1 protein-coding gene is annotated in these 1,040 nt (G+C 65.1%); it reads left to right on the top strand.

Annotation, left to right across the window (positions count from 1 at the left end; genetic code table 11):
* Nucleotides 1–804: 804 nt before the first annotated feature.
* On the top strand, nucleotides 805–1,040 hold a 236-nt coding region (locus ABLE94_RS26345), incomplete at its 3' end, for a hypothetical protein (RefSeq protein WP_348810310.1).

The following is a 1,040-nucleotide window of genomic DNA, read 5'->3' as shown; positions in this document are numbered from 1 at the left end:
AAGAGTGCTCACCCAGTAGCAGCTACCACCACCAAGTCTGCCAACTCACGTCAACCAGACCCAGTAGTTCCCCCCATTAGCCGGTCCGGAGCGATAGCGGAGGACCGAGTCGAGACCTCCGCATCCGACAACGCAACGCACGCAGCAGCTTCCCCGCTGGTCGAGTGCCGACGAGCTTGCGAGTCGGTGTATCCGCCGGGCCGAGCCTGTCGAGGTCGAGGCCACCTTCGCAACCCCCGCTGGTCGAGTGCGCCGCGCGAGCGAAGCGAGCCCGTCACGTATCCGCCGGGCCGAGCTTGTCGAGGTCGAGACCACTTCCGCAACCCGACAGCGCAATACCTCCCCCGCTGGTCGAGTGCGCCGCGCGAGCGAAGCGAGCTCGTCGCGTATCGAGACCACTCCCGCATGCCGAAAGCTCGACCCAAGCAACAGCTTCCACTCACGTGGCCTCGATACGGGGCTCCGCAAGCTCCGACCCACTCGGCCAGCGGTGGGCAACACCCGCTGGCCGAGTGCCGACGAGCTTGCGAGTCGGTGTATCCGCCGGGCCGAGCTTGTCGAGGTCGAGGCCACCTCCGCCACCCCCGCTGGTCGAGTGCGCCGCGCGAGCGAAGCGAGCTCGTCGCGTATCGAGACCACTTCCGCATGCCGAAAGCGAAACCAGCCGAGCGACAACCGAAGCCAACCCTGCGGGAACCGACAGCGTTCATCCCCACCACATTCCACGCCGGAAGAACTTGTCGGTGCCCCTCGCTACACTTGACTCAGTTCAGTTGGAGCGACCGAGCAGAGGAGGTGAACACCATGGCCGACACTATGATTCAGACCAATCAGGTCCCGCAACTGTCGATGACCGCCGACGACGCCACCATGATCGATCACCTCCCCGTCGAGGCGGCCACCGCACTCGCCCGACTGTTGCAACGCCAGGAACGACAAGTGATCGCACGGAAAGTGTTGTCGGCGGCGCGGATCGGGCACACCGTATACGACGAGATGCTGCTCTCGGGCCATCAGACCAACGTGCACACCACCGGTGC

The organism is Gordonia sp. VNK1, from assembly GCF_040049135.1.
Taxonomy (GTDB): Bacteria; Actinomycetota; Actinomycetes; order Mycobacteriales; family Mycobacteriaceae; genus Gordonia; species Gordonia oleivorans.
This window is presented reverse-complemented; position numbering and strand designations above follow the sequence as displayed.